Raw genomic sequence first — 20,896 nt, 5'->3', positions numbered from 1 at the left:
ATTTCTCATGACCGAGCCGCATGATCCAAAGCCAGCCGCACCATTCTCTCGCAACCTTGTGCGAGCGGTGTTGGTGCTTGCCATTTTGTTGGTATTGGCGGCAGGCGCTGCTTTTTACTACGCCTCTAAGGTTTCAGATAAGTCACGTCACGCGGATGCTGATGGTAAGGTTCAGGTCGTCATTAACGCCAAGAGTTGCGAGCCGAATGAGCTGACAGTGCCTGCTGGACGCTCTGTTTTTGAAATCGTCAACAAGTCGGATCGTTCGGTCGAATGGGAAATTCTTGATGGCGTGATGGTGCTCGAAGAACGCGAAAATATTGCGCCAGGATTCAAGCAAACGCTTTCGGCCAAGCTGTCGCCGGGCGAATATCAGATCACATGTGGCCTTCTTTCCAATCCACGCGGCAAACTGATCGTAACGCCTTCAGCAACCAGTGAAGCCGAAAAGGGCAAGCTGCCTTTGACCGCTTTCCTCGGCGCATTGGCTGAATATCAAATTTACCTCGCAACAGAAGTGGCGGAATTCCAGAAGGCGGTTGGCGCGCTTTCGGATGCTATATCAAGTGGTAATCTGGAAGCTGCACAAGCCGCTTATTCGCCAGCCCGCGAAGCCTATGCGCGTATAGCACCCGTTTCAGAAGCACTTTCTGATCTTGATACGGCAATTAACGCACGCGCGGATTTCTTTGAAAAGCGCGAGCAGGATCCAGCATTTGGTGGTCTGCATCGCCTTGAATATGGTCTGTTTGAACAAAAGTCGCTTGATGGTCTTCAGCCTGTTGCAGCCAAGCTTGTAGCGGATGCGGCAGGTCTCAAAGATCGTATTCGTGCGCTGCGCATTTCACCGGACCGTATGCTGGCGGGCACAGCGTCGGCACTTAATCGCTTTGCATCAACTGCGGGTGATACAGGTGATGACCGTTATGCGCATACGGATTTACAGGTATTTGCAGGCCTTGTTGAAGGCTCCGCAAAGACAGCGGATGTATTGCGTCCGATTATTGTCAAAGTCGATCCCAAGGTTCTCGACGGGGTTGATGCGCAGGTGTCTGCCGTGAAGTTGTTGCTCGCGGCTCAAAACGGCAAGGCCTATGATACACTTTCTGCTGATGAGAAGGCAAAAATCAAGGACGGGGCGACTGCTCTCGCCGATCAATTTTCAAAACTCCGCGATCAACTTGGAGTGGATTAATGACCAAGAAATTTTTTAAAAAAGATAATGTAACAGACAATCCAGCATCGCCAGAGCGTCGTGCCCTTTTGCTCGGTGCTGGTGCGGTAAGTGTTGCAGGTGTATTGGCGTCTCAGACAGCCAATGCGCGCTCGTCGAACAATACGCTTTCGTCCGAAAGCGTGACCAATGCGCCTGAGAGCGACAAGCTGCATGAGGCGCAGTCATTTTATGGCGTTCATCAGCCGGGTATCGTGACGCCACGCCCGGCAACGGGACTTGTTGCCTCATTCGATGTGCTGGCGCGTGATCGAACCGATCTTGAACGCATGTTCAAGCTTCTCACGGAGCGCACTGCCTTTCTTATGAAGGGCGGCGAACCGCCTGAACTCGATCCCAAATTTCCGCCTTCGGATTCCGGTATTCTCGGTCCGCATGTGACACCCGATAATCTGACAATTACCGTCGGGCTTGGCAGTTCGCTTTTTGATGACCGTTTTGGATTAAAGCCACATAAGCCAAAGCAATTGCAGCGCATGACTGCATTTCCTAATGATGCGTTGCAGAAAGACCTCTGTCACGGCGATTTGGTCATTCAGTTTTGTTCAAATACTGCAGATACCAATATTCACGCATTGCGCGACATCGTGAAGAATATGCCAGACCTGCTGATGATCCGCTGGAAACAAGAAGGCTCTGTGCCCGTACAGCCGCCGCATTCACCAAAAGCCAAGGAAAGTGCCCGTAACTTCCTCGGTTTTCGCGATGGTTCAGCCAATCCCGACGCTGCTGACAAAGCGCTGATGGATCGTATTGTCTGGATTCAATCAGACAAGGACGAGCCGGAATGGGCTGCGAATGGTAGCTACATGGCTGTGCGCCTTATCCGTAATTTTGTAGAGCGTTGGGATCGTACGCCACTGCAAGAACAGCAGACAATCTTTGGTCGCCACAAGGATAGCGGCGCTCCTTTTGATGGCAAAACCGAAGCGGATGTGCCCGACTACGCTAAGGACCCCGAAGGCAAAGTTACGCCGATGGATTCCCACATTCGTCTGGCCAATCCGCGCGATGCTCATGCCGAACAACATTTGATTTTGCGTCGTCCGTTTAACTATTCCAATGGGGTCACAAAAGCTGGACAGCTCGATATGGGGCTGCTGTTCATTGCTTATCAGGCCGATTTGGAAAAGGGCTTTATCACTGTTCAGAAGCGCCTCGATGGCGAGCCTCTTGAAGAGTATATCAAGCCAATTGGCGGCGGTTATTTCTTCGCGCTACCTGGCGTGAAAAATCAGGATGACTTTTATGCACGAGCACTCCTGCAGGCGAGTGGGCCGCAGAATGCGCGTGGGTGAAAGTTGTATCACCATGGAGAGGCAACTATGAAATATCGTCTTCCACTGCTCGCGTCGGCTTGTGCTGTCGCTCTTTCGCTCAGCTTTGGCGTCGCAAAAGCTGAAGTTTCCCCACTCGATCTCGTTCAGCCAATCGCTGACTATAAGATCTATGTTCAGGACAACCTTGATGTTCTCGTAAAAGACACCAAGGCTTTTACTGACGCGATCAAGGCTGGTGATCTGGCGAAAGCGAAAGAGCTTTATCCGTCGACACGCGTTTCTTATGAAAGAATTGAGCCGATCGCTGAACTCTTTGCTGATCTTGATGCATCGATCGATAGCCGTGCAGATGATCATGAAGACGCGGAAAAGTCAGACGATTTCACCGGCTTCCATCGCCTCGAATATGGTCTGTTCGACCAGAATTCGACAGAAGGTCTCGATAAATATGCTGATAAGCTTTACGCAGATGTTGTCGAGCTTCAGAAGCGCATCAAGGACATGACATTCCCGCCTGAAAAGGTTGTCGGTGGTGCAGCAGCCCTTATGGAAGAAGTGGCTGCAACTAAGATTTCCGGTGAAGAAGACCGTTACAGCCACACGGATATCTGGGATTTCCAAGCCAATGTTGATGGCTCGCAGAAGATCGTCGAACTCTTCCGTCCGCTGATCGAAAAGGAAAATCCAGAGCTTCTGAAGAAGTCGGATGCCAATTTCAAAACCGTCAACGACATTCTTGTTAAGTACAAGAAGGGCGATGGCTATGAATTGTACGACAAGCTGACCGAAGAAGATCGCAAGGTTATGGCTGGCGCGATCAACACGCTTGCAGAGGATCTTTCGACACTGCGCGGAACACTTGGCTTGAACTAAGAACTATAAATTCAATCGAAATGGCGGGCTTTGCCCGCCATTTTTATTTGTAATGTACGATACTTATAAAGAGATATTGCCCACTGCGATATCAAGCCATAGGCTGGGTTGTCTGAATTCATCGAGGAGGATCGCAAGTCATGACCAAGCTGTCCCGTGCAACGCTTAAGAGCTTCAACAAAGTTGATAAGCCTGGTTATGATGTGGAGGCGCTGACACCGGGAATTGTGCACTTTGGCGTCGGTAACTTCCATCGTGCGCATCAGGCTGTTTATCTCGATGATCTGTTTGGTTTAGGGCTTGATCACGATTGGGCTTTGGTCGGTGCGGGTATTCGCGCGAGTGATGATGCCATGCGCGAAACGCTCAAAGCGCAGGACTGGCTAACAACGGTTGTCGAGCAGGAAGCTGATTATTCCAGCGCGCGCATTACAGCATCGATGGTTGATTACGTGACCACATCGACCGATGAAGGGCGACAGGCCCTGATGGCCTACCTCGTATCGCCTGATATCCGTATCGTTTCGATGACGATTACCGAAGGCGGTTATTATATCGATCCGGCAAGCCAGCATTTCGATCCAGCGGATCCGGATATTGTCTATGACAGCGTTCATACTGATAAGCCGAATACAGTCTTCGGCCTCATTGTGCAGGCGCTGAAACTGCGCAAGCAAGCCGAAGTTGAGCCGTTCACGGTCATGTCCTGCGATAATATTCCCGGCAACGGCCATGTTACCGAAGATGCTGTCGTTGGCCTCGCGAAGCTCAGCGATCCTGAACTTGCTGATTGGATTGCGGCCAATGTGGCTTTTCCGAATTCAATGGTTGATCGCATCACACCCGCGACCGGTGCCCGCGAACGCGATATCGCCTTGAAGGAGTTTGACGTTGAGGACGGCTGGCCGGTCTTCTGTGAAGGGTTCAAGCAATGGGTGGTAGAAGATAAATTCCCGACCGGGCGTCCGCGGCTGCAAAAAGTCGGCGTAATCTTCTCCGATCATGTCGATGCTTATGAACTGATGAAAATTCGGATACTTAATGGTGGGCACGCGGCGATTGCCTATCCGGGAGGGCTTCTTGATATCCATTTTGTGCATGAGGCGATGGAACATCCACTGATCCGTCAATATCTGGAAAAACTCACAAAAGAAGAAATTATTCCCGAAGTGCCACCAGTTCCAAATACGGTTCTCGAAGACTATCGTCTGCTCATCGACAAACGTTTTGCTAATCCGAAGATAGGCGACACAATCCGCCGCCTTTGCCTTGATGGTTCTAACCGCCAGCCGAAATTTATTCTGCCGACAGTTTCAGACCGTTTGGCCAAAGGTCATTCGATCACGGGTCTTGCGCTGGTCTCCGCTCTCTGGTGCCGCTACTGCTATGGAACGACGGACAGCGGTGCGGTGATTGAACCCAATGATCCGTCATGGGATCGTCTGGTGAAGCAGGCGGTGCTTGCCAAAGACGAACCGGCGCGCTGGCTCGAAATGACCGATATTTTCGGCGCATTAGCCACCAATCCGGCCTATACCGATGCTTTTTCTGCGGCGCTCAAGCGTATCTGGCAGGATGGTACAGCCAAAACGCTCGAACGCTATCTGGCAGATCAGCCGCTATAAAACCTACAGCGCGCCCGGATAGACTCTGACCGGGCGGTTGTCTTTTACAGACTCCATCACCACGAAAGTGGATGTGCTTGCCACATTCGGCAGGCTCGAGATTTTTTCGCCCAGCACCTCGCGGTAACGCCTGATGTTGGGCGTTCGCACTTTCAGCAAATAGTCGAACGAGCTTGCTATCATATGACATTCTTCGACTTCGCGTATCTTGCGGACCGCGACATTGAAGGCCGTAAGGGCCGCTTCGCGTGTGTCCGATAATTTCACGGTCGTAAAAGAGATATGGTCGAGACCGAGTTTTTCCGGATCAATCGCTGCGCGAAAGCCGATAATATAACCTTCATCGACCAATCGTTTGACGCGTGCCTGACACGGCGTCTTGGAAAGCCCGACCTTTTTTGACAACTCGGTTATGGCAATGCGACCATCATCGCTCAGCACTTCAAGAATGCGGCGATCGAACTGATCCAGATCGTCTACGGAGTCTATCTTTCGCATTCAAATTGCCTCTTGAAGTCGCTTTAATAAGATCGAATTACCTTTATATGGATCAAATGAAGGCAGAATGCAATTTGCGCCAGTGATAGTGTGCCACGATATATAAGCATAGTTGAACTGGGCTTAAGCCTGTTTTTGCGAGCATTGCACCATGACTGATAAGCTAACCACCAACGCTACTCCTGTGTTCCAGAATTTCGCGCCGCCAATCCGCGTTCAGACGCCGCTGCGCAAGGCAATCACCGACGCCTATCGTCTGCCTGAAACCGAATGCGTGACCGCGCTGGTTCAGCAGGCGACCCTGCCTGAAGAAACCGTCAAGCAGGTTCGCGAAACAGCGCGTAAGCTGATCGAAGCCCTGCGTGCCAAGCACAAGGGTACGGGCGTTGAAGGTCTGGTGCATGAATATTCGCTGTCGAGCCAGGAAGGCGTGGCGCTGATGTGCCTTGCCGAAGCTCTGCTGCGTATTCCGGATATGGCAACGCGTGATGCGCTGATCCGTGACAAGATTTCCAATGGCGATTGGAAGTCACATGTCGGCGGTGGTCGTTCGCTGTTCGTCAATGCTGCAACCTGGGGTCTTGTTGTCACCGGCAAGCTTACCAACACCGTCAATGACAGTGGTCTTTCGGCAGCGCTTACTCGCCTGATCGCTCGTTGTGGTGAACCTGTCATCCGCCGCGGCGTCGATATGGCCATGCGCATGATGGGTGAGCAGTTTGTCACTGGCGAAACTATCGATGAAGCATTGAAGCGCGCAAAATCACTTGAAGAGCGCGGATTCCGTTATTCCTACGACATGCTCGGTGAAGCTGCCACGACTGCTGCTGACGCAGAACGTTATTACAAGGATTACGAGACTGCGATCCACGCGATCGGTCGCGCTTCCGCCGGCCGCGGCATTTATGACGGTCCCGGTATTTCGATCAAGCTTTCGGCGCTGCATCCGCGTTATGTTCGCGCTCAGAGCGAACGCGTCATGGGCGAACTTCTGCCCAAGGTGAAGGCGCTCGCAGCCCTTTCCAAGAAGTATAATATCGGCCTCAACATCGATGCCGAAGAAGCAGACCGTCTTGAGCTTTCACTCGATCTTCTGCAGAGCCTGATTGAAGATCCTGATCTGGCTGATTGGGAAGGCATCGGCTTTGTGGTACAGGCCTATGGCAAGCGCTGCCCGTTTGTGCTTGATTTCATTATCGATCTTGCCCGCCGCAACAATCGTCGCGTCATGGTTCGTCTCGTCAAGGGCGCGTACTGGGATGCCGAAATCAAGCGCGCGCAGGTTGATGGCCTTGAAGATTTCCCGGTCTACACCCGCAAGGTTCACACCGACGTTTCCTACATTGCCTGCGCGGCCAAATTGCTTGGCGCCCGTGATGTGATCTTCCCGCAGTTTGCAACGCATAATGCGCAGACGCTTGCCACGATCTATCATCTGGCAGGCCCAGACTTCAAAACCGGCTCTTATGAATTCCAGTGCTTGCATGGCATGGGCGAGCCGCTTTATGACGAAGTCGTCGGCGCATCGAAGCTGGGTCGTCCAGCTCGCATTTATGCACCGGTTGGTACGCATGAAACGCTGCTGGCCTATCTGGTCCGTCGTCTGCTAGAAAACGGTGCGAACTCTTCCTTCGTCAATCGCATTGGTGACAAGAGCGTGTCGGTTGATGAACTGATTGCCGATCCTGCGGAAGTCGTTCGTTCGATGGCCGTTGTCGGTGCACGTCACGATCAGATCAGCTTGCCCGAAGATTTATATGGCATTCGCAAAAACTCGGCGGGTTTCGACCTTTCCAATGAAGAGCAGCTGGCAGAACTGAGCGAAACGCTCAAGTCCAATGCTACGCGCGCCTGGACTGCGGAACCGCAGGTTGCGGGTGCCAAGGTTAAGGGTGAAAGTCGCCCGGTTCTGAATCCCGGCGATCACTCCGATGTCGTGGGTACGGTTACGGAAATCGCCGCGGACGATGTTACGCAAGCAATGAAAGCGGCTGAGAAGGCTGTTGCAAGCTGGTCTCAGGTTTCGCCTGCTGATCGTGCAGCCTGCCTTGATCGCGCGGCTGACATCATGCAGCGTGAAATGGCAGAACTGCTTGGCCTCATCATGCGTGAAGCTGGCAAGTCCATGCCAAACGCGATTGCAGAAGTACGCGAAGCTATCGACTTCCTGCGCTATTATGCCGAACAGACCCGCCGCACGCTGGGCGTTGCGCACAAGCCGCTCGGCCCAATTGTCTGTATCAGCCCGTGGAACTTCCCGCTGGCGATCTTCACCGGCCAGATTGCAGCAGCTCTTGTTGCAGGCAATCCGGTTCTGGCAAAGCCTGCTGAAGAAACCCCGCTCATCGCTGCACAGGGCGTGCGTATTCTGCATGAAGCTGGCATTCCAGTTGATGCTTTGCAGCTTCTGCTGGGTGATGGCCGCATTGGTGCAGCGCTCGTTGCAGCACAGGAAACCTGTGGCGTGATGTTCACCGGCTCGACCGAAGTTGCACGTCTCATTCAGGCGCAGCTTGCGTCGCGTCTGCTGCCTAATGGCAAGCCGATCCCGCTGATTGCTGAAACGGGCGGTCAGAACGCCATGATCGTGGATTCGTCCGCTCTTGCCGAACAGGTCGTATTCGACGTTATCGGTTCAGCTTTCGACAGCGCCGGTCAGCGTTGTTCGGCTCTGCGCGTTCTTTGCCTGCAGGAAGATGTTGCTGATCGCATTCTGACTATGCTTAAGGGCGCGCTCAAGGAACTGTCCATTGGCCGCACCGACCAGCTGAAAGTTGATATTGGTGCTGTTATCACGGCAGAAGCCAAAGACATCATCGAGAAGCACGTTCAGACGATGCGCGATATGGGTCGTAAGGTGGAGCAGCTTCCGCTTGGAGCAGGAACTGAGAAGGGCACCTTCGTTGCTCCAACCATCGTCGAGATCGACAGTCTGCGTGATCTGAAGCGTGAAGTGTTTGGTCCGGTCCTGCATGTTGTGCGCTACAAGCGTAACGATATGGACAGCCTGATCGATGACATCAACGCAACCGGCTATGGCCTGACTTTCGGCCTGCATACGCGCCTTGATGAAACGATTGCTCATGTTGCTGATCGCATCCGTGTTGGCAACATCTATATCAATCGCAACGTTATCGGGGCGATTGTGGGCGTCCAGCCTTTCGGTGGCCGTGGTCTGTCCGGCACGGGCCCGAAGGCTGGCGGTCCGCTCTATCTCGGTCGCCTCGTTGAAACAGCGCCAATCCCGCCGCGTATGGCTTCGGTTCACAGCGATGCCGCGCTCAACGATTTCGCAAAGTGGCTTGGCAATCGCGGCATGAACGAACTGGCACAGGCCGCTCGTGAAACCGGCAGTGCTTCTGCTCTTGGTTTGAATATCGAGCTTCCGGGTCCGGTTGGTGAACGCAACCTCTATGCGCTTCATGCGCGTGGTCGCATTCTTCTGGTTCCACAGACTGAAACCGGTTTCTATCGTCAGCTGACAGCGGCACTTGCCACTGGCAACGAAGCTGTCATCGACGAGGCTTCAGGCTTGCGCAATGTTTTGAAGGACTTGCCTTCAAGCGTCGCTGCGCGTGTTGTCTGGACAAAAGGCTGGCAGGCAGATGCGCCTTTCGCCGGTGCGCTTGTCGAAGGAGAGGGCGAACGCCTGACCGACATCAACAAGAAGCTGGCAGCTCTTCCAGGCCCGCTCGTGCTGACACAGGCAGCGACTTCCGCTCAGCTTGCTGAGAGCGCTGATTGCTATTGCTTAAGCTGGTTGCTTGAAGAGGTTTCGACCTCAATCAACACAACGGCTGCAGGCGGCAATGCCAGCCTGATGGCTATCGGCTGATAAGCCTTCACACGGATTAAGAAGAGGCGGTCTTTGGGCCGCCTTTTTTGTTGCTTGCGTTATTGCAAGGCTGTGCAATCTAGAACAAAGTGATCATTTTACCGATTTTCAGAATGAAATATTTTAAAATATTTAAATTGCGATTGACACATAAATTTAAAAAACAAAGAGTATGCACAGCTTTGCAATATCTCACATCTTACCGGTATTAGACTACCTAGACCATGCATCTTCATTCCCGCTGACTGGAAACCAAGCATGACATCAGACATTTCAAAAGAGCTTGAAGCACGGTTTAAGCTTGCGCAGCACATTGCGCGCGAGGCTGGTGCTCTGGCACTTGATTACTTCAATCGCCGCGAGACGCTGGTGATTGAAACCAAGCGCGATCCGCAGGATGTGGTGTCCATTGCTGACCGCAATGTCGAACAGCTGATCAATGAACGTGTATCAGCAGCTTTCAGCGACGATGGTTTTCTGGGTGAAGAATATGGACTGAATGCCGGTAGCTCAGGCTATACATGGGTGGTTGATCCCATTGATGGCACCAGCCCTTTTGTCAACGGAATGCCGAACTGGTGCGTTTCCATTGCCGTGCTGAAAGATGGCGAGCCGATGATCGGTGTTATTCAGGCGCCATGCTTTGATGAGCTTTACGCATCCGCCAAGGGGCAGGGTGCAACGCTTAATGGCAAAAAGCTTGTGCTTGATGAAACGCGCACAATTCGCAACGCGGTGACGGGCATTGGTGCCAATAATTACGTAACCCCGCAGGTGGTTGCGAAGATCGTGGAAGATCTGCTCGAAGCGGGGGGCACATTCATTCGTAACGGCTCTGGCGCGCTGATGATTGCCTATGTGGCAGCAGGGCGTCTGGTGGGCTATTACGAGCCATATATGCACGCTTGGGATTGCATGGCAGGTTTTTGCCTGGTCCGCGAAGCAGGCGGCTATACGCATCCATTTCCAACGGAAGGCGAGCAACTGACCAAGGGTAGCAAAGTTTTCGTTGCTGCACCCGGTGCGGTGGACGATTTGAAAAAAGTGGCAAAACTCTAAGAAAAAAGCCCCGGAAATCCGGGGCTTTCTTTTTATGCTGATGGATTATCGCGCTTATAAATCCAGTCGTGATCAGGATGGTTTTTAAATCGCCATTTGCGGATCGGTCCAGCCATGACGTTGAGATAATACATCTCATAACCATAGGGCGCGCCGCATGGGTGATGTCCCTTTGGCACCAGAACAACATCGCCGTCAGAAACGGCCATGGTTTCGTCCAAACTGCCATCTTCGGTAAAGACTCGCTGAATGCCATAGCCCTGCGACGGGTTGAGGCGATGATAATAGGTTTCTTCCAGATAGGTCATATCCGGGAAGTTATCTTCATCATGTCGGTGGGGCGGATAGGATGACCAGTTGCCTTGTGGCGTGAAAACTTCCGTCACCAAGAGGCTGTCGGCGACATCGCGGCCTTCCATGGCAATGTTGAAGATGTTGCGGGTGTTTGCACCTTGTCCACGCGTATCGAATGTCAGCCCTTCCGGTCCGAGTTTTTGTGCCTTGCGGCCCGGTTTGCCAGGTGCTGTGCAGACAGCAAGCACGCAATCGGTTGTTGCCACCGCATCCCAGTCGCTCTCAGCAGGCACATAGAGGCAATGCGGAGCGAGTTTTTCAAACACGCTCATTCGCTCGCCCATTTCGCCGAAATCTTCTCCCGAGGCTTTGAGCTTTGCCTTGCCTTCGACCAGCACCAGAATGACTTCCCGGTCGCCGGTTTTCTCGGTTGCGGTTTCACCTGCTTTCAGACGATAAAGGCCAAAGCCAACATAGCCCCAATTGGCGCTTTCCGGCGTGATGTCGTGCACCTTGCCATGCTTGCCGCTCGGTTTGCGTAACAGATTGGCCATAGCTCAGTCTCCTTTGTCTAACCCTGCTTCGCGCGCAAATGCTTTGAGCGATTTTAGCCCCAGCGACTGATATTCGAATGGATTGCGCACATCAGGGTCCTGTTCGGCTTCAATCACCAGCCAGCCCCGATAGCCATGCTGGGCTGCGACCTTAAGTACTGGTACAAAATCGACACCGCCTTCATGATCACCGGGAACCGTGAATACGCCGCGGCGCACGCCTTCCAGAAAGGAGAGGCTCTGGTCGCGTACCTGTGCCGCTATAGCCGGGCGTACATTCTTGGCATGGATATGCCGGACACGCTCTATATGGTTCTTTGCAACGCGTTCAGGATCACCGCCACCAAACAGACAATGGCCTGTATCAAGCAGCAATTTGGCATGTGGGCCGGTATGTTTCATCAGAAGATCGATCTCGTCTTCGCTCTGAACAATCGTGCCCATGTGATGATGATAGACGAGTGCAATACCCTGCGCGCTCGCATATTGGGCCAGTGCTTCAACGCCTGCACCAAACTCAGCCCAGCGTGCTTCTTCCAGCACAGGACGTTCGGAGAGCGACTTGCTATCGTCGCCATGAATTGCGTTCGACGTTTCGCAAACGATGATGACTTTGCATCCCATGGCGTTCAGAAGATCAAGCGCCGGCTGCATAGCAGCCTTCTCATCCTCTACGGAATTGTTAAGAAGGTTCAGCGAATGCCAGCCAGAAACGTAGCCCAGATTGCGTGGTTCGAGTACTGCTTTAAGTTCCGCTGCAACTTGCGGAAATTTATGACCTTTTTCGATTCCATCGAAGCCGATTTTTGAAGTCTCATCAAGGCATTGATCAAGGCTTATATGCGCGCCAAGGCTGCGATCATCATCGTTCGACCAGGCAATCGGGTTGGTGCCATAGAGGATCATCGGTCAGTTTCTTTCTTTGATCTGAGCTTCATAATTTTCGCGCGCGGCGCGTACTTGTTCGCGGTCCGAGACTTCCGGCACAGCCACATCCCACCACCAGCCGCCGGTTTCAGGCGTCAGGTAAGGGTCGGTATCGATGACGATAACTGTGGTGCGCGGGCTGTTGCGCGCTTCCGCCAGCGCATCTTCGAGTTCACGGATAGAACCGACTTTCTTACTGTCGGCACCCATCGCACCTGCATGGGCCGCGAAGTCGATATTCGATGCATTCACATGGGTTGTGTGGTCGAGCAGATTGTTGAACTCGGCACCGCCGGTCGCCATTTGCAAACGGTTGATGCAGCCATAACCGCGATTGTCTGTAAGCACGACTGTGATCTTGATGCCCATCATCACAGAGGTCGCAAGCTCTGAATTCGCCATCATATAGGAGCCATCACCGACCATCACGATCACGTCGCGATCCGGTTCCGCCATTTTGATGCCAAGCCCACCTGCGATCTCATAGCCCATGCAGGAAAAGCCATACTCCATGTGATAGGACATCGGGCGACCGGCTTTCCAGAGTTGGTGCAATTCACCTGGCATGGTGCCAGCCGCGCACATAACGACGGTATTTTCTTTCGACTGACGCTGTACCGCGCCGATCACCTGCATGTCTGTGGGTAGCTGGTTGGCATCGCCGGGGGCAGCCGTGCAACGATCCGCTGCTTCAAACCAGCGTGTTTTCAGCGTGGTGTCGAGTGTGCTGCGCTTATAGTCTTTCAGACCAGCTGAAAGTGCTAACAGCCCAATTTTCGCATCTGCAACAAGTGAGATCGAACCTTGCTTGTGCGTGTCATAGGGCTGAACGTTCAGCGAAAGCAGTTTTCGGCCTGGATGCTTGAACAATGCCCATGAGCCGGTGGTGAAATCCTGAAACCGTGTGCCTACGCCAATGACCAGATCGGCGTTTGCTGCAACGGCGTTTGCACTGTCTGCACCAGTAACGCCGACCGAACCGAAATTGAGTGCGTGATCCCACGGCAAAGTCGATTTGCCGGCCTGTGTTTCGATAACCGGAATGTTGTGGGTTTCCGCAAAGCTTTTCAGTGCTTCATGGGCGCCTGAGTAATGTACGCCGCCGCCCGCAACGATAACCGGGGTCTTGGCAGCTTTGATCGCGGCAACTGCTGTTGCCAATTCATGCTCATCGGCTGGCGGACGACGCCAATGCCATACTTTTGGCGCGAAGAACTCCTCTGGCCAGTCATAGGCTTCGGCCTGCACGTCCTGGCAGAATGACAGCGTTACAGGTCCGCAATCCGCAGGATCGGTCATTGTCCGGAACGCGCGCGGCAGGGCAGTGAGAAGCTGCTCGGGTCGCGCGATGCGATCAAAATAGCGGCTCACGGGGCGGAAACAATCATTGACGCTCACTGTGCCGTCGTTGAAATCCTCGATCTGCTGCAACACTGGATCGGGGCCGCGATTGGCAAATACATCGCCGGGAATGAACAGGACCGGCAGGCGGTTTACATAAGCGAGTGCTGACGCGGTGACCATATTGGTTGCACCGGGACCGATGGAGGAAGTGACAGCGCAAGCGCGTTTGCGACCGAGCTGCTTGCTATAAGCAATGGCCGCATGAGCCATGGTTTGCTCATTATGGCCGCGCCAGGTCACGAGTTGATCACGAATGCCATGCAAAGCCTCGCCAAGCCCAGCCACATTGCCATGGCCAAAAATCGCCCAGACACCAGCGATAAAGGGCTCACCTTCTGGTGTCATCTGATTGGCAATGTAGCGCACAAGAGCCTGTGCCGCGGTTAGTCGAACTGTCGTCATATTTCCTCCCGGCGGAAATCCCGCCTCATCGCAACCTCAGATACAGGCCTCCACCCGTCGCTGAGATGCGTTATTTTTGGCGCAGCCCGTCCCACAGATCGCAGAAACTGCGATAGCGTTCTGCCATTTCCGAAACAGCATCTGCATCGCTCATTTTGCCTGCAAGCCATTGGCGTGCGACTTCACCTAAAATGGTGCGACCAATAGCAAAGCCTTTCACGAGATCAAAACCCGCCGCAACTTTGAGGCTTGCTTCAAGTTCTTCGGCTGGTGCATCAAGACCCAGCACGACGATCCCGCGCGTGTGCGGATCATTGTGCGTGATCGCATCGCAGGTATTTTGCCATGCTTCCTCTGTGGTCAGAGGCTCTAGTTTCCACCAGTCGGGATAGACGCCGATCTCATAGAAACGCTCAACGACTTGCGCTGTGCTCATATCATCGACAGGTGCGACCTTGGATGGAATGACTTCCAGAAGGAATTCAAGACGGTTACGGCGTGCAGCTGTAAAGAGCCGTTTTACGGTGGCTTCCTGTTGGGCTTTTACATCGTCGCTGTCATCTGGATGATAGAACGAAAGCACTTTGACGACATGCTCAAGCGGCCATTCAACAAGGCCGCCGCAATCAGGTCCGATTTCCGGTTCAAGCTCTAACGGTCGCGAACTCGGCCATTCTGTGGGGCGTCCGATCCAAAGGCCAGTTCCAGCGGCGCGATAGAGCGCATCGCGACCAAGCCGACTGTCACAGAGGATGCCATAGCCATTTTGACCGCCCGAAACCTCTAATGCAGCATTCAGGCATAATTCTTTGAATTGTCCGATTTTTTCCTCATTCGCGCCAGCTTCCCTTGCCATTTCTTCAAGCTGAATACGGTGGTCAAAAGCGAAAACTCGCATATGCGGCCAGTCACCATTGCGATTGGTCGACCAGTGAATTTGCTCAAGTGCCTCATCATTGCGGAGCGCCGTGTTGCGAATGCCGGTTTTGAAAAAATATTGCAGCTCTTCCCAGCTGGGATAAGCGGGCGTACAGCCATGGCGCGACACTGCGAAGGCTCCGCAGGCATTGGCGAGTTTCAAGCTGGTCGGCCAATCTTCATCCTTAAGCCAGCCGCGCAAAAGGCCGGACATGAAACCGTCACCTGCACCAAGCACGTTAAACACTTTAATTGGAAAACCTTCACCAGATTTTCCCTCGTCGAGACTATCAGGAATGTCGTCTTCAAAGATTACGGCGCCCATCGGCCCGCGCTTGCAAACGAGGACTGCTTTGGTGGTATCGCGGACAGCTTTGAGGGCTTCAAGCGTATCAGTCGTTCCGCCCGCAATGTGGAACTCTTCTTCTGTTCCGACGATGAGATCAAACAGGTTCAACGTAGTTTGCAGCTTGGCGGTCACGGTAGCAGATTCGATAAAGCGGCTCTCACCATCGCCGTGCCCTGCAAGTCCCCAGAGGTTCGGGCGGTAGTCAATATCGAGCACTGTGCGGCTGCCATTTTCCCGCGCAAGATTCAAAGCCTTGAGAACTGCAGCTTCTGTAGACGGATGCGAAAGGTGCGTGCCGGTTGCGAGTACACATCCGGCCTGAGCGATAAAGTCTGGATCGATATCATCTTCGCAAAGTGCCATGTCAGCGCAGTTCTCACGATAGAAGATGAGCGGGAACTGTTGCTGGTCACGGATACCGAGAATGACCAGTGCTGTGAGGCGTTCAGGATCGGTGACGATGCCACGCGTATCTACACCTTCGCGTGCAAGTTCATTCAGCAGAAAGCGCCCCATATGTTCATTGCCGACACGCGTAATGAGCGCCGATTTTAGCCCCAGGCGAGCGGTGCCGGTTGCGATATTGGTAGGGGAGCCGCCAACATATTTGTTAAAGGAAGACATATCTTCCAGTAAGCCACCGATCTGTGCGCCGTAGAGATCCACCGAAGACCGGCCAATCGTGATCAAATCCAGCCGCTCCATTCCATCCTCCATCGGTGCATGCGTCTTTCATTCTATTTGTGATTAAAATGGATTTAATATTCTATTTCAACTGAAAAATGGAATGTCGTGTTCTTTTATGATTGGCGTTTTGTGCCGACGGCGACAGCGAGCGTAATTGCCAGGCAGAGCGTTGCAGAAAGCGAGCGGAATGCACCGAAATCTACCTCAGAAACGAGCAATGATTGTTGTGCCAGCTTGCTCATCGGACTGACAATTGTGTCGGTGATTGCGATGACATCAATGCCGCGTGCGCTGGCATTTTCCGCCATTGCAATGGTTTCGGGCGAGTAAGGTGAGAAAGAAATGGCAAGTACAACATCGCCTTTGCGAATGGCATGCTGGTTTTCGAGCTTGCCAACTGCGCTGTGTAGCATCGCCGGAACTTGCATCTTTTCAAAAGCATAGGCCAGATAGCTTGCAACAGGGAATGCACGTCGGACCCCGATAATATGAATGGTCTCCGCCGTTGCCAGCAGGTGGACTGCCTTGTCCAATGCCTGCGGTTCTATGGTCTTAAGCAGGCTTTCGAGAGACGTGCGTCCGGCTTCAGCGAATTCGGCTAACAGGGCAGGAGCACTTCCTGCCGCAGTTTCGCGTAAATGTTCGATCCGCGTGGAATAATCTGGCCAGCCACCAGCATAGGAGTCGCGGAAAATCTTTTGCATTTCCGAAAAACCTGAAAAGCCAAGAATTTGACAAAAGCGCATGAATGCCGAACTTTGAACACCTGCGCCTTCGGCCATTTCGGCCACAGTTGAAACCGCGATTCTGTCCTGATTAGCCGCAACATAATCCGCACATTGCTTCAAGCGCTTGGGCAGGCGATCTGCAATTTCGAGCAGCCTCGCTTCAAATTCTTTGATATTGCTTGGCGCTGTTGCAACCTGTTCGACGTCCATTGCGGTCCTTTCAGAAACACTCTCTTGACTTATATTATATCGCAATCTAGCAAAATAGAATAAATATTCTATTGCGCATTGTGTTCTTGCACAAAGTGGAGTGGCGAAACTGTTTTGTCGGTCAATCGAGGATGGCCGTTTTGGGAGAATGAAGGCAATGGTTACACGTCTTGCTCTGCTCGGTGCTGGCCGTATCGGTAAGGTTCATGCGGGTGCAATCGCTTCTGATAAGCGTGCGAAACTTGTTGCGGTGGCGGATGCTAATGAGGATGCAGCACGTGCCATTGCCGATTCTGCTGGTGCTGAAGTTCGCACTATCGAACAGATCGAAAAGTCATCTGATGTGGATGCGGTGTTGATTTGCACACCAACCAACACCCATGCTGATTTGATCGAGCGCTTCGTGCGAGCTGGCAAAGCCGTTTTTTGCGAAAAGCCGATTGATTTAAATATCGAGCGGGTGCGCGCGTGCCTCGCTGTCATCAAGGAAACCGGCGGCAGGGTTATGCTCGGATTCAATCGCCGTTTTGATCCACATTTCGCGGCGGTTCGCAAAGCGATTGATGATGGTCGCATCGGTAAGGTCGAGATGGTCACGATCACCAGTCGCGATCCGGGTGCGCCGCCTGCAGAATATATCAAGGTTTCCGGCGGGATTTTCCGAGATATGACGATCCATGATTTTGATATGGCGCGTTTTCTGCTGGGTGAAGAAATTGCAACGGTTTCTGCATCGGCGACGGTTCTTGTTGATCCTAAGATCGGCGAGCTTGGCGATTTTGACAGCGCCAGCGTTATCCTGACCACAGCTTCCGGTCGTCAGTGTGTGATTTCCAATTCGCGTCGGGCTTCTTACGGTTACGACCAGCGCATCGAAGTGCATGGATCAGAAGGAGCGGTTTCGGCTGAAAACCAGCGTCCTGTCTCGATCGAAGTTGCATCGAAAGATGGCTACACGCGTCCGCCGCTGCATGATTTCTTCATGACGCGCTATACGGATGCTTATGCGGCTGAGATTGCCGCATTCATCGATGCGATTGATAATGGTGATGAGTCAACACCTTCTGCTGAAGATGGATTACAGGCTTTAGCACTTGCTGAAGCTGCACTTCTTTCGGTTAAAGAAGGTCGTTCGGTGAAAGTTGCGGACGTTCTCTCCTAAGCATCGGCCCAAAAATCTAACCAGATTTTTGGAAAGCACGATGCGAAGATAAAATAGTTTATTTAAAGCGCTTTTTATGCGTCTAAAACGACGCAAGGCGCTTTAAACTGCTATTTTCATTTGCCTTTTTCCGCAATCGGTTGCGATATGCTGAACATGGCTTATGAATTTGACAAGTTGCCGCTCGATGAGCTTTTTGTGCCTGTGGCTAATGCCACGGCTGCATTAACCAGGCTCGACGAGCGGCTTGCCCGTTCACCAATCCGCGACGGAATGTTGGAGCGCATGCATATGCATGACGCTGTTGCGTCCATGTGGCTTGAGGGAGAACTGGTTCATCTGGAAGATTTGGTTTTGCACGACGCCGTGATGGATACGCGTATGCCGAGCCATGCGCTGACGATTGCGCACTCCGTTTTGCGTCTTCGGCGGCAAGTTGCTGGACGCGCAGCAGGGTGGGCGTTGAGCAGTTCAGGTATCCAGCAATTGCTCGGTCGAAATATCGATATTCAAGCCGAGCCCGTGAAACACTATTCTGAGCCGGAAGAGGGCGAGGCCGACGCACTTCTGGATGATATTGACGCTCTGCTTGCACGCACTGATGCACTCTTGAAAGGCATCGTTCAGGAGAAGCCCAAGCCTCAGGTCGTCGAAATTGATCCGCTGTTGAATGATGAGGACTGGAATGAGGATGAGCGTTTGCAGCAATGGCGCGATATCTTTGAAAAGTCTGCTTATCTGCCTCCCTTAATGCGCTCTGCAATCATGTATGATGCTTGGTTTGATATTGAGGTAGTGCAGCGCTCCTCATGGGTAGGGCGCTTGCTTGCTGCCGCTTACCTGCGTCAGTCTGGAATAGCTTCTTCGCATTTGCCAGCGCTAAGCATCGGTTTGCGAACCAAAAGGCCTGATGAACGCCGCTCGCAGAATCGCCTTGTTCGTCTCAAAACCTTTTTTGCAGCCATTGAGGATGGTGCTGAGACAGTGATGAAAGAGCATGACCGTTTGATGCTGGCGCGAGAGCAGATGCAGCGCAAGCTAAAAGGGCGCCGTTCTAATTCCCGCTTGCCGCAACTCGTGGATATGATGATGCGCAGCCCGCTTGTATCGAGCCCAATGGTGGAAAAGGAACTTGATGTTACGCCACAGGGGGCGCTCAAGCTGATTGCTGAGCTTAATCTTCGAGAGATTACCGGGCGCGGTCGTTTTCGTGCATGGGGTGTTCTTTAGCTCACTTATTCATGCAATGATTGCGTAGATGCGTTGCAAAGAGCTGGTATTCATTGCGTCTCGCTGCCTTGGCGCGCCAGACCAAAGCAAGTGAGCGATAGTTGTTCTGTCCTTCATAAGGAACAATGCTGATTTCGCTACCACGGGTAACGCCTGCTTTAATCGCGACTTCTGGCAGCAACGTTACGCCCATGCCAAACTCCACAAGCTGCACCAGCGTCATGATGCTTGTCGCATGAACATCGCCACCCGTCTGGGTGGGCTTTGAGCCAATGGCAGCCATGACGTGTTCACGTAAGCAGTGGCCAGTTTCGAGCAGCAGAAACGGCTGGTCCTGAAGGTCGCTCGCATCAATTTGGTCGCGATTGGCCAGCGCATGATCGCGTCGTACAGCGAGAAAGAATGGGTCTTTCCCGATTTCGGCGACTTCAAAATCATCGAGTTCATAGGGATGAGCGACAAGCGCCACATCAAGCGAACCTGAGCGCAGATTGTCGAGAAGAGTGCGCGTCAGCCCTTCACGCACACTTAATTGCAGTTCCGGAAAAGCTTTGGCTGTCGTCGGCAGTACTTTAGGCAATAAAAACGGCGCGATTGACGGGATGACGCCCAGTCGCAGACGCGTGGTTAGAGGTCGCTCTGCTTGACGCGCATGTTCTGGTAGTTCCTCAATGGAAGCAACGATTTCCTGCGAACGATTGAGGAAATCCTCGCCCGCTGGCAGCAGTTGCATGCGTCGTCCGGTGCGGTCGATCAGTGTGGCACCGATCTCCGCTTCAAGCGCCTGAATGGCAGCGCTTAGTGTCGACTGCGTAACACCGACGGCCTCGGCTGCGCGTGAAAACGAGCCTGCTTTTACAAGAGCGATAAAATAATGGAGTTGGCGAACACTGATATTGAGCATGAGAGCAGGCTGGACTTATCCCCATCGTTAAAATCGATGGATTTGATCGTTTTAATCGCTTTGACCGATTGTATTAGAATCTCTATATATGTCTAGCAAGTAGAGAGTTCTGAAACTTCTGAACTTTCTGCACAACAACGAATTCACAGGCAGGTATGAGATGCTCGGTATTGGTGACAAGCTTCCTTCTTTCAAAGTAACCGGCGTAAAGCCTGGTTTTAACTTCCACGAAGAAAACGGCGTTTCGGCTTTTGAAGAAGTCACCGAAGCAAGCTTCGAAGGCAAGTGGAAGGTTATTTTCTTCTACCCTAAGGATTTCACATTCGTTTGCCCAACAGAAATCGCAGAGTTTGCACGTCTCGCTTCGGACTTTGAAGACCGTGACGCAGTTGTTCTCGGCGGTTCAACCGACAACGAATTCGTAAAGCTCGCTTGGCGCCGCGATCATCAGGATCTTAACAAGCTGCCAATCTGGTCGTTCGCTGACACCAACGGTTCGCTGGTCGATGGCCTCGGCGTTCGCTCGCCAGATGGCGTTGCTTACCGCTACACCTTCGTTGTCGATCCTGACAACACGATCCAGCACGTTTACGCAACCAACCTCAATGTTGGCCGTGCTCCGAAAGACACGCTTCGCGTTCTCGACGCTCTGCAGACCGATGAGCTTTGCCCATGCAACCGCGAAGTCGGTGGCGAAACGCTTAAGGCTGCCTAATCGGCATC

Annotated in this window: 16 protein-coding genes; 9 read left to right on the top strand and 7 right to left on the bottom strand. The window is 52.8% G+C overall.

Going from position 1 to position 20,896, the window contains the following annotated elements; translation table 11 throughout:
• Positions 1-7: 7 nt before the first annotated feature.
• The 4 genes from efeO (ACOZHT_RS06960) (at position 8) to ACOZHT_RS06945 (ending at position 5,012) form a co-directional block, all read left to right on the top strand.
• Positions 8-1,195, top strand: a complete 1,188-nt coding sequence (gene efeO / locus ACOZHT_RS06960) for an iron uptake system protein EfeO (RefSeq protein WP_421565479.1) — start codon at positions 8-10, stop codon at positions 1,193-1,195.
• Positions 1,195-2,532 carry an iron uptake transporter deferrochelatase/peroxidase subunit gene (gene efeB / locus ACOZHT_RS06955; protein ID WP_421565478.1) on the top strand — a complete coding sequence of 446 codons (1,338 nt, stop codon included), beginning with the start codon at positions 1,195-1,197 and terminating at the stop codon, positions 2,530-2,532. Before efeO (ACOZHT_RS06960) ends, efeB begins: the two co-directional genes overlap by 1 nt.
• A 27-nt stretch (positions 2,533-2,559) precedes the next feature.
• Positions 2,560-3,387 (top strand): iron uptake system protein EfeO, encoded by an 828-nt coding sequence (gene efeO / locus ACOZHT_RS06950; RefSeq protein WP_250040640.1) that lies wholly within the window; start codon positions 2,560-2,562, stop codon positions 3,385-3,387.
• A gap of 140 nt (positions 3,388-3,527) precedes the next feature.
• The gene (locus ACOZHT_RS06945) at positions 3,528-5,012 is read left to right on the top strand and encodes a mannitol dehydrogenase family protein (RefSeq protein WP_421565477.1); all 1,485 of its coding nucleotides are present in this window, start codon (positions 3,528-3,530) and stop codon (positions 5,010-5,012) included.
• A 3-nt stretch (positions 5,013-5,015) separates the two neighbouring features.
• Here the strand turns inward: ACOZHT_RS06945 and ACOZHT_RS06940 are convergent, their stop codons facing one another.
• A complete protein-coding gene (locus ACOZHT_RS06940) occupies positions 5,016-5,510 on the bottom strand; it encodes an Lrp/AsnC family transcriptional regulator (RefSeq protein WP_421565476.1) in 495 nt (164 codons plus the stop codon).
• Between the two features lie 151 nt (positions 5,511-5,661).
• Here ACOZHT_RS06940 and putA point away from each other — a divergent pair, with 151 nt between their 5' ends.
• Both putA and ACOZHT_RS06930 read left to right on the top strand, forming a co-directional pair.
• Positions 5,662-9,345 (top strand): trifunctional transcriptional regulator/proline dehydrogenase/L-glutamate gamma-semialdehyde dehydrogenase, encoded by a 3,684-nt coding sequence (putA, locus tag ACOZHT_RS06935; RefSeq protein ID WP_421565475.1) that lies wholly within the window; start codon positions 5,662-5,664, stop codon positions 9,343-9,345.
• A gap of 258 nt (positions 9,346-9,603) precedes the next feature.
• Positions 9,604-10,404: an inositol monophosphatase family protein gene (locus ACOZHT_RS06930; RefSeq protein ID WP_421565474.1), complete on the top strand. Its 801-nt coding sequence runs from the start codon at positions 9,604-9,606 to the stop codon at positions 10,402-10,404.
• A 32-nt stretch (positions 10,405-10,436) separates the two neighbouring features.
• Here the strand turns inward: ACOZHT_RS06930 and iolB are convergent, their stop codons facing one another.
• The 5 genes from iolB to ACOZHT_RS06905 form a co-directional block, all read right to left on the bottom strand.
• Positions 10,437-11,252, bottom strand: a complete 816-nt coding sequence (gene iolB / locus ACOZHT_RS06925) for a 5-deoxy-glucuronate isomerase (protein WP_007879514.1) — start codon at positions 11,250-11,252, stop codon at positions 10,437-10,439.
• Positions 11,253-11,255: 3 nt separating this feature from the next.
• Complete coding sequence (gene iolE / locus ACOZHT_RS06920; RefSeq protein ID WP_421565473.1) at positions 11,256-12,158, bottom strand: myo-inosose-2 dehydratase; 903 nt, start codon at positions 12,156-12,158, stop codon at positions 11,256-11,258.
• 3 nt (positions 12,159-12,161) lie between these two features.
• A complete protein-coding gene (gene iolD, locus ACOZHT_RS06915) occupies positions 12,162-13,985 on the bottom strand; it encodes a 3D-(3,5/4)-trihydroxycyclohexane-1,2-dione acylhydrolase (decyclizing) (protein WP_421565472.1) in 1,824 nt (607 codons plus the stop codon).
• Positions 13,986-14,055: 70 nt separating this feature from the next.
• Entirely contained in the window at positions 14,056-15,957 is a 1,902-nt protein-coding gene (locus tag ACOZHT_RS06910) for a bifunctional 5-dehydro-2-deoxygluconokinase/5-dehydro-2-deoxyphosphogluconate aldolase (protein ID WP_421565471.1), read from the bottom strand.
• A 95-nt stretch (positions 15,958-16,052) separates the two neighbouring features.
• The gene (locus ACOZHT_RS06905; RefSeq protein WP_421565470.1) at positions 16,053-16,877 is read right to left on the bottom strand and encodes a MurR/RpiR family transcriptional regulator; all 825 of its coding nucleotides are present in this window, start codon (positions 16,875-16,877) and stop codon (positions 16,053-16,055) included.
• Positions 16,878-17,034: 157 nt separating this feature from the next.
• On the opposite strand from ACOZHT_RS06905, the gene iolG reads away from it, so the two are divergent.
• Together iolG and ACOZHT_RS06895 are read left to right on the top strand one after the other, a co-directional pair.
• Complete coding sequence (iolG, locus tag ACOZHT_RS06900) at positions 17,035-18,039, top strand: inositol 2-dehydrogenase (protein ID WP_421565469.1); 1,005 nt, start codon at positions 17,035-17,037, stop codon at positions 18,037-18,039.
• Between the two features lie 156 nt (positions 18,040-18,195).
• Complete coding sequence (locus tag ACOZHT_RS06895) at positions 18,196-19,269, top strand: RHE_PE00001 family protein (RefSeq protein WP_421565468.1); 1,074 nt, start codon at positions 18,196-18,198, stop codon at positions 19,267-19,269.
• 1 nt (position 19,270) lies between these two features.
• Here ACOZHT_RS06895 and ACOZHT_RS06890 read toward each other — a convergent pair whose 3' ends face one another.
• A complete protein-coding gene (locus ACOZHT_RS06890) occupies positions 19,271-20,173 on the bottom strand; it encodes a hydrogen peroxide-inducible genes activator (RefSeq protein WP_421565467.1) in 903 nt (300 codons plus the stop codon).
• Positions 20,174-20,333: 160 nt separating this feature from the next.
• On the opposite strand from ACOZHT_RS06890, the gene ACOZHT_RS06885 reads away from it, so the two are divergent.
• A complete protein-coding gene (locus tag ACOZHT_RS06885; RefSeq protein WP_064321814.1) occupies positions 20,334-20,888 on the top strand; it encodes a peroxiredoxin in 555 nt (184 codons plus the stop codon).
• Positions 20,889-20,896 lie beyond the last annotated feature (8 nt).

Origin of the sequence: Ochrobactrum sp. EDr1-4, from assembly GCF_049199085.1 — a bacterium.
Lineage (GTDB): Bacteria > Pseudomonadota > Alphaproteobacteria > Rhizobiales > Rhizobiaceae > Brucella.
The sequence above is the reverse complement of the archived record's forward strand: the minus strand, read 5'-3'. Positions and strand labels throughout refer to the sequence as shown.

Excerpts from the sequence above, each read along its gene's own strand:
- efeO (WP_421565479.1), top strand. The coding sequence starts at position 8 with ATGACCGAGCCGCATGATCCAAAGCCAGCCGCACCATTCTCTCGCAAC.
- efeB (WP_421565478.1), top strand. The coding sequence starts at position 1,195 with ATGACCAAGAAATTTTTTAAAAAAGATAATGTAACAGACAATCCAGCA.
- efeO (WP_250040640.1), top strand. The coding sequence starts at position 2,560 with ATGAAATATCGTCTTCCACTGCTCGCGTCGGCTTGTGCTGTCGCTCTT.
- ACOZHT_RS06945 (WP_421565477.1), top strand. The coding sequence starts at position 3,528 with ATGACCAAGCTGTCCCGTGCAACGCTTAAGAGCTTCAACAAAGTTGAT.
- ACOZHT_RS06940 (WP_421565476.1), bottom strand. The coding sequence starts at position 5,510 with ATGCGAAAGATAGACTCCGTAGACGATCTGGATCAGTTCGATCGCCGC.
- putA (WP_421565475.1), top strand. The coding sequence starts at position 5,662 with ATGACTGATAAGCTAACCACCAACGCTACTCCTGTGTTCCAGAATTTC.
- ACOZHT_RS06930 (WP_421565474.1), top strand. The coding sequence starts at position 9,604 with ATGACATCAGACATTTCAAAAGAGCTTGAAGCACGGTTTAAGCTTGCG.
- iolB (WP_007879514.1), bottom strand. The coding sequence starts at position 11,252 with ATGGCCAATCTGTTACGCAAACCGAGCGGCAAGCATGGCAAGGTGCAC.
- iolE (WP_421565473.1), bottom strand. The coding sequence starts at position 12,158 with ATGATCCTCTATGGCACCAACCCGATTGCCTGGTCGAACGATGATGAT.
- iolD (WP_421565472.1), bottom strand. The coding sequence starts at position 13,985 with ATGACGACAGTTCGACTAACCGCGGCACAGGCTCTTGTGCGCTACATT.
- ACOZHT_RS06910 (WP_421565471.1), bottom strand. The coding sequence starts at position 15,957 with ATGGAGCGGCTGGATTTGATCACGATTGGCCGGTCTTCGGTGGATCTC.
- ACOZHT_RS06905 (WP_421565470.1), bottom strand. The coding sequence starts at position 16,877 with ATGGACGTCGAACAGGTTGCAACAGCGCCAAGCAATATCAAAGAATTT.
- iolG (WP_421565469.1), top strand. The coding sequence starts at position 17,035 with ATGGTTACACGTCTTGCTCTGCTCGGTGCTGGCCGTATCGGTAAGGTT.
- ACOZHT_RS06895 (WP_421565468.1), top strand. The coding sequence starts at position 18,196 with ATGGCTTATGAATTTGACAAGTTGCCGCTCGATGAGCTTTTTGTGCCT.
- ACOZHT_RS06890 (WP_421565467.1), bottom strand. The coding sequence starts at position 20,173 with ATGCTCAATATCAGTGTTCGCCAACTCCATTATTTTATCGCTCTTGTA.
- ACOZHT_RS06885 (WP_064321814.1), top strand. The coding sequence starts at position 20,334 with ATGCTCGGTATTGGTGACAAGCTTCCTTCTTTCAAAGTAACCGGCGTA.